General features: G+C 48.2%; 8 protein-coding genes and 1 pseudogene. 4 read left to right on the top strand and 5 right to left on the bottom strand.

Annotated elements, in window-relative coordinates:
- A partial coding sequence (locus RMO27_RS21310; RefSeq protein WP_309736363.1) for a hypothetical protein occupies nt 1-239 on the top strand: 239 nt, incomplete at its 5' end.
- A 57-nt stretch (nt 240-296) separates the two neighbouring features.
- On the opposite strand, the gene RMO27_RS21305 is transcribed toward RMO27_RS21310, so the two are convergent.
- From RMO27_RS21305 to RMO27_RS21285, 5 genes are all read right to left on the bottom strand, one after another.
- Complete coding sequence (locus tag RMO27_RS21305; protein ID WP_309736360.1) at nt 297-503, bottom strand: acetyltransferase; 207 nt, start codon at nt 501-503, stop codon at nt 297-299.
- A gap of 67 nt (nt 504-570) precedes the next feature.
- Nucleotides 571-1,746, bottom strand: a complete 1,176-nt coding sequence (locus RMO27_RS21300) for a glycosyltransferase family A protein (protein WP_309736358.1) — start codon at nt 1,744-1,746, stop codon at nt 571-573.
- A 29-nt stretch (nt 1,747-1,775) separates the two neighbouring features.
- Nucleotides 1,776-2,363 carry a hypothetical protein gene (locus RMO27_RS21295; RefSeq protein WP_309736356.1) on the bottom strand — a complete coding sequence of 196 codons (588 nt, stop codon included), beginning with the start codon at nt 2,361-2,363 and terminating at the stop codon, nt 1,776-1,778.
- A gap of 186 nt (nt 2,364-2,549) precedes the next feature.
- A complete protein-coding gene (locus tag RMO27_RS24010) occupies nt 2,550-3,062 on the bottom strand; it encodes a photosystem I reaction center subunit IV (protein ID WP_396133778.1) in 513 nt (170 codons plus the stop codon).
- 47 nt (nt 3,063-3,109) lie between these two features.
- Complete coding sequence (locus tag RMO27_RS21285; protein WP_309736353.1) at nt 3,110-4,330, bottom strand: M20 family metallopeptidase; 1,221 nt, start codon at nt 4,328-4,330, stop codon at nt 3,110-3,112.
- A 520-nt stretch (nt 4,331-4,850) separates the two neighbouring features.
- Between RMO27_RS21285 and RMO27_RS21280 the strand changes: the two genes are divergently transcribed.
- From RMO27_RS21280 to RMO27_RS21270, 3 genes and pseudogenes are all read left to right on the top strand, one after another.
- Nucleotides 4,851-5,897: a 3-deoxy-7-phosphoheptulonate synthase gene (locus RMO27_RS21280; RefSeq protein WP_396133779.1), complete on the top strand. Its 1,047-nt coding sequence runs from the start codon at nt 4,851-4,853 to the stop codon at nt 5,895-5,897.
- 308 nt (nt 5,898-6,205) lie between these two features.
- Complete coding sequence (locus RMO27_RS21275; protein ID WP_309736350.1) at nt 6,206-6,844, top strand: sugar transferase; 639 nt, start codon at nt 6,206-6,208, stop codon at nt 6,842-6,844.
- 83 nt (nt 6,845-6,927) lie between these two features.
- Nucleotides 6,928-7,513: pseudogene (locus tag RMO27_RS21270) on the top strand (Uma2 family endonuclease); the annotation flags it as partial.

Genomic DNA, 7,513 nt, shown 5'->3' with positions numbered 1-7,513 from the left:
ATCACGCGGAGGTTTCCTCCGCATGTGTTTGGGTCAAGACGCGTCCCGCCTCCTCAACGGGGGGACTGGGGGTCGGAGCGATGCGCGCTCGTTGGGTTCCCCAACGGTTTAGCGCATCAAGACAACCCCCAGATCCGGGTTTTGTCCACACAAATAAAATCCGCAGCCCACAAGTATATACCGCCTACCGATTGGCTTTTCACCAGCATTTAACGACGATTATTAACCCGTTGGCGTAGCCTCTCCCCCAGGAGAAACTGACGTTCAACTAGGATTGCTATGGAACCGCTCGATATTTAATTGCGGTAATCCGGATCGAGCCAGCACCGTGGCAAATCCTCACCCGAAGCAAAGGTGAGATCCTGCTTGACAAATTGTGCGGGATCTTGCTCTTCCTCGCCTTCTTGAATTCTGCCCTCAATCTCATTCTTGAGTGGATTGAAAAGAGCTTCGAGATCTTGAATTTCGATTAAGGTTGCCGATTTTTTTGCTTGGAGAAACATCTTCAATTATGGGTGAGAGAATAGGTTGATATTGGGGCTAAATTACTAGTTGTGCCAAACTTAATGTTCAGACAGCGCGCCGATTGAATCGAGCAATCTGTTGGCGGAGATCGCTAATTGCAGTTTGAATCTCGATCGGTTGCCAGCGCAGCGGACTATATTTTTGCTGATGCTGGGTGACACGCTCCCACAGTCGGCCAAATGTAGGCGATCGATCGAATTCAGCCAGCAGCCACACATCAGAAACGCCAAGCTTGCTGGCGAGTTGCTCTAGTTCTGGGTGGGCAACCTGGTAGCCAGCCCAGAGCTGGTGCCACAGAGCGCGGAGCTTGCGCCGCGCCCCAAACCGATCGACAATTGCAGCGACTGGCTCGACCTTCACAGCGGCATCGCCGGACATCTGCGCCCATTTGCTCAATTGGCTGGCGAGTCCGACTGGCGATCTGCCAGTGGCTCTAGCCGATGTCGTGACGCGGACGAGGGGACTATGCCGAAACCGCGCGTCTACCCGCAGCAACGACTGATAAAAAGCTTCATCCTCTGGCGTGCGCACTGATGGCAGCCCACCAGCTTTGGCGTAAATTTCAGCAGTGACAGCCAGACTGGCACCATAGTGCTGAAAGTGACGCGGGAGAGGATCGCACGGATCGGGGTCGAGATGAGACTCCATCTGGGCGATCGACGATCGATACCCAACTTCTTGCAAAAAGCACGTTCGCGCCTGTGAAGATAGCTGATGGCGGCTGTGGTGATCGGTCAATATTCTACCGCCGACTGCATCGACGCCATGATTTATCTCTTGGATGGTCGCGGCAATCCAGGTTTTGGCGACCTTGGTATCCCCATCTGTAGAAGCAATAATCCCGCGCCTGCGTCCCAGGCTCATCAGGCGATCGTATGCCTCATCCATCAATAGCTTGCGGACGTAGCCGATATAAGCTTTCGCTGGTGGTAGGGTTAGCTCGGCCACATGTAAAACTAACCAAGGATGTGTCGCCGCAAACTGCCGTGCGATTGCCGCCGACTCATCGGTGCAGTTATTGGCCAATACGATAATCTCGTAACGCTGGCAGTCCAGCGGCAGACCGTTGAAGGATGCTTGGGCTGCTAGTGCTGCCAGTGTCTCTGGCAGGTTCTGTGCTTCATCTTTGACAGGGACGATCGCGCTAAATTCGCATTCAGGTAAGGGCGGGGTCACAATTAATGACTGACGATCGCGGCGATCGCCAACAATTTGAAGCATCATATCTTTCTCAAGATTTCTGCGTTAATTTAGCTATTTTTCCGCATGGTATCTTGAAGGTCGTCTGCCCGATCCACGGCTTTTTGCTTGGTATTTTCGATTGATGTTTTAACATCTTCTGTGAAGTTATTAGTATTTTCTTTGAGGTTGCTATATCCTCTTTTCGTCCCCTTAGCTACATCATCAGCGGTTTCTTGAGCCGATCGATTCACCTGCTTTGCGGTATCTTCAATCCGTTCGGGCACACCCTTTTGATTCAATTGTTTACCAAGTTGCTTGAAGGGATTCGTGCCATCTCGTTGCAGTTTGTCAGTTTTATCGATCAGCCGCTCGGCTTTGGCTTTGGCTGCCGATGTGTCCATCCGAGGATCGACGTCGCTATAATTATTCATCCCACCTTCAGCCGGAGCGATCGGTTTGTACAATTCCGTCACTTTACCTGGTGCGGGATTATTTGAATTAGTCAGCGGATCTACTTTGGCAGTCGAATTTCCACTGCTACAGGCAGTTGTAGTAACTAATAAGATGACCGCGAAAAAACTTAAGGCTGCTTTTACAAGTGATTTAAATTTAAAAGGTAGATTTGGCTGGTTCGCCGATCGAATTAGATTAACCATTGCTTTCAAAATTCATATTCACTACCAGGCCATCATATCCATTTTTACCCGCTCTTTTCCAGCTTCTAAAGACAGACTCCTAACTCGACCAAAAGATAGATCTTCACACAAAAATAGGCACCAATAATTGCTGAATTATTGCTACCTATTCCTGAGTTTTGGCTGTTGTCGATCGTTCAAACTTAGTTATCGAGCTTCCGTACCTTGATTGGGCGCACCTTCCATCGTGGGATCGTCAACAGCGGCTGATTCTGGATCTGAGCCAGCTTTGACATCTGATTTCATCGCCCCCGAACCAGTACGGCGGGTGGCTGGCTCGATCGTGGTTTGTTTGCCGCCAGATGCAGCGGTAGATTGGGATTTTTTGGTAGGTGCGGCGGTTTCTTGCAGTTCGTGCAATCCAAAATTATTGGTATTGACGCCAGCATAATTTACTTTCTCAAACCGGACGATGACTGGATATTTAATGCCGCTCTTATCCATTGCCGCAACTACCCCCTCCTCGCGAAACCAGTAAGATTCTGGTCTGAGTATCCGCACTTTAGAACCACGTTCGATCGTCATCAGATTGTCCTCGCTAGTATTCAGCTCGATATCTTTTGGGTGTGAAGCTGTGGCAATAGTAGCAACTAGGTGAGCGATCGCGTATCTATCTCTTGGCAGATAAACATGCTGTGGGGCTGAGATAGGTAGGGGCAATTCATGAATTGCCCCTATCTATCTCAGCCCCTACCTATAACTAAGTTCTAATTACAATAAGTCTCGACGCAACGGACAAACATCTCAACCCCAGTCGAAAGTGCGGTTTCATCGAAATCAAAACGGGGGTGATGATGGGGATATGCCAGCGCGAGATCGGGGTTAGCCGAACCCACAAAGAAATAACATCCGGGCACCTGTTGTAGGAAAAAAGACATGTCCTCACCACCCATCGTTTGACACTCAGGTACGACACCCAGTGGTGTTTCGACCAACTCTATGGCGACCGATCTGACGAGTTCGGTCATCTGAGGATCGTTGACTAAGGGTGGATAAAATTTGAGATAGTCCAACTGATAAGTCGCCCCCTGACTGGCACAGATGCCAGCCACGATCGCTTCGATCCGCTGGTGAAAAAAGTCGGCCAGATTGGGATTAAAGTATCGGACAGTACCCGCTAAACTCGCGGTATCGGCAATCACGTTGCGAGCCGTCCCCGCATGAAACTCACCCACTGTCACCACGGCCGAATCGATTGGATTGACATTCCGTGAGACGATCGTTTGCAGCGCATTGACAATTTGACTGGCGACGACGATCGAATCGACAGTTTGGTGGGGCATGGCACCATGTCCGCCTTTCCCTTGGATCTTGAGCGAAAACCTCTCTACGGCTGCCATCAAGGCTCCACTCCGCACGCCAATCGTCCCCAATGGTAAATTATTCCACAGATGCAGGCCGACGATTGCATCGACATCGGGATTGGTGAGGACACCCGCCTCGATCATCGGTTTGGCACCACCAGGGCCTTCCTCCGCCGGCTGGAAGATAATTTTGACCGTGCCTGCAAAGTCATTTTGATGCTGGGACAGGTAATAAGCTGTTGTTAAGGCGATCGCCACATGTCCATCATGGCCGCAAGCGTGCATGACCCCGTCATGCTGAGACTTGTAGGGGACATCATTAGCTTCTTGAATCGGCAACGCATCCATATCTGCCCGAATTGCCAGCGTCTTCAGCCGAAAACTGGTCTTGCGCCCCTGAATTATCGCGACAATGCCTGTTGCGGCGATGCCCGTTTGATGGGGAATCCCCCATTCCGTCAGCTTTTGGGCGATCGCTGCGGCTGTCAGTCGTTCTTTAAATCCGAGTTCCGGCTGTTGGTGGAGTTGCCGCCGGAGGGCGACGAGCTGCGGCTGTAGAGCTTGGATACTCGATCGAATCTTTTCTGGATGAATGGGTTGAGTGGGCGCGTTGGTGGCAAACATGCGGTCGTGGGTGTGAATGAGCCGATGATTCTAATTTTAACGCTGCACCTAGTTAGTTATCCAAATCTGTCAAGATCGCACAAATTTTCGCTATAATTGACGAAAGCAGATCGGAAGTCCGCTGACGATCTTCGTAATTGTCGGACAACAATACAGTTCTTAGCCAGATTGGCTCAACTAAACCAAAACATTTAAGATCTCATGTACTTATCCAGTTGGCATCGATTTAGAATCTAGCAAGTAATAGTGCCCTATTAAGGGTAATAGATCGGTCGATGCTTACTCACTTTCCAAGATTAGATTACTCAATATTCGATCGATTTGCTCGCTGCTCGCAATCGCGAGCTTGACCGGATCGGCAGTAATAAAAGCGGGTAAGCTGCGGTCTATAACTCAGACCATTAGGCCATGCCATAACTCCGGCAATCCCTGCACCTAAGTATGAATCAACACTAGTTTTAGATATTTACCCATGCAAAATCCAACCTCAGATCGGGATATCCAAAGCCTTGAAAGTATCATGGATGCAAATATCCTCGGCGATACGAATATCAACTACTCGAAGATCTTGATTACGCCCAAAGAACTTAAGGAAAAATTACCCCTATCCCCCGAATTAGAACAACGCATCGTTGAGTATCGCAACCAGATCCAAAAAATCTTAGATTTTCAAGACAATCGTAAATTCATCGTCGTCGGCCCCTGTTCGATTCATGATGTCAAAGCCGCCGAAGAATACGCTCACAAACTCAAAGATTTAGCCGATCGCGTCCAAGATAAACTCCTGCTGATCATGCGAGTTTATTTCGAGAAACCCCGCACCACCGTCGGTTGGAAAGGGTTGATCAACGACCCAGATATGAATGAGTCTTTCGATGTCGAAAAAGGCTTGTATACTGGCCGAAATCTGCTGCTGAAAATCACCGAAATTGGCTTGCCCACCGCCACCGAAGCCCTCGACCCGATCGTCCCCCAATACCTCGACGAATTGATTTCCTGGGCGGCAATCGGTGCCCGCACCACCGAATCCCAAACTCACCGCGAAATGGCCAGCGGTCTATCGATGCCGGTCGGTTTCAAGAATGGTACCGATGGCAGCGTCAAGGTGGCCTTAAACGCCCTCCAATCGGCCAAACAACCACACAACTTTCTCGGTATCAACAAGCAAGGACAAGTCAGCGTTTTTCAAACTAGAGGCAATGCTTACGGACACATCATCTTACGTGGTGGTGAAGGCAAACCCAACTACGATCCCATCAGCGTTCAAGCCGCCGAAACCGAACTCAAGAAAGCCAGTTTACCACCGCGCATCGTCGTCGATTGCAGTCACGGCAATTCTAATAAAGATTATCGCCTTCAACCGATCGTCTTTGAAAGCACGATCCAACAAATCGTCAATGGCAATACCTCAATGGTGGGGATGATGTTGGAATCCAATCTCCACGAAGGCGGACAATCGATCCCTGAAGATCTATCTCAGCTCAAATACGGAGTTTCGGTCACGGATAAATGTATCAATTGGGCAGATACCGAACGGATTATTATGGCAGCATTCGATCGACTATAGATAACATATTTCCTGTCTTAGATCGGCCAGATCCCCGACTTCTTGAAGAAGTCGGGGATTTTTGATCGAGCGCATCAGTTCAGAAAATCCTCCTAATTTAATTTAGATCGAGATCGATCGGCTGAGTTTCTTTACTTTATCTATATTTTGTCTATGAGCATTACCACTCTAATTTTTTCGATCTCTGCTTAGTTCAAATAGCTGAGAGACTATCGGTCATTATGACGATGAGTTGGGTAGCAGGTGACTGTTAGATTGAGTGTGTTGAAGACAGACAAGCCTTCCCATCACCCAATTCCCAGCCTGCTATGTATTACTCTAACGATCTATCTCAAGCAACTTCTAAAAAACAATTCAACCGGTTCGATCTAGTTGGTAGAAGAGTCTTAGATATCATTTGTGGGTTAATTGTCGCCGCAATTTTTGTAGTAGTCTTTCCCTTTGTCGCGATCGCGATTAAACTCGATAGTCCTGGCGCAATTTTCTACAAACAAGAGCGGGTTGGTTTGAATGGTGCTAAATTCACGATCTACAAATTACGTTCGATGGTTCAAAATGCCGAGCGTAACGGTCAAGCACAATGGGCAGTTAAAGGGGATAGCCGAATTACTAAAGTCGGCAACTTTATTCGCAAGACTCGCCTCGATGAATTACCCCAAGTTATCAACGTCTTAAACGGGGAAATGAGCATGGTTGGCCCTCGTCCCGAACGCCAACAGTTCATGGATAAACTCGAAGCACAAATTCCTAGCTTCAGCAAGAGATTAGCTGTCAAGCCAGGATTAACTGGTTGGGCACAGGTAAACTACGGCTACGGCAGTACTGTCGAAGATGCTAAGGTTAAGCTCAATTACGACCTCTACTATTGCAAACATCAGTCGCTGGCGTTAAATTTTAAGATTCTGCTGCGGACATTTGCGGTGGTTCTCAAAATGCAAGGACAGTAACTATCGATCTGTTACTCAAGATCGAGATGAGCTAAGATGATCTTGAGATGAAGTTATTTCTGTACTGAGCCAAGGACATCAACATGGTACTAGCAGAGTCTAAAACAGTTAGCTTTGATGATTTTATTGCCTGGTTGCCAGAGCGGTCTGCGTATCGCTACGAACTGAGAGATGGAGAAATTCTCGAAATGCCCAAACCACGCGGTAAACATTCAGAACTAGCTGGTTCGATCTCCGGTCAACTATATCTAGAAGTTACCCGATTGGGATTACAATACTCAATTCCGCGAGAATCGATCGTCAAGTCGATCGATGGTACGTCTGGTTACGAGCCAGATGTCATCGTCTTGGACAAATAACTGCTAGCTCAGGAACCACGCTGGGAGACGGAATCGATTATTACTCAAGGCAGTTCGGTAAAATTAGCGATTCTCTTGCAGAGAGGCTACGCCAACGAAGTAGTATCGACTAATTGGCAAGATGACTATGCCATCAAACAGATTGCCTACCAAGCATTGGGTATTCAAGAATATTGGATTGTCGATTATTTAGGCTTGGGCGGACGGAATTTTATCGGCTATCCAAAACAACCCACGATTTCAGTATATTATTTAGTCGATGGCGAATACGACCTACATCAATTTAGAAGCAGCGAGATGATTAAGTCGC

Origin of the sequence: Chamaesiphon sp. OTE_75_metabat_556 (assembly GCF_031378165.1) — a bacterium.
Taxonomy (GTDB): domain Bacteria; phylum Cyanobacteriota; class Cyanobacteriia; order Cyanobacteriales; family Chamaesiphonaceae; genus Chamaesiphon.
Note: the sequence above shows the minus strand (reverse complement) of the source record. Positions and strands in the feature narration are given on the sequence as shown.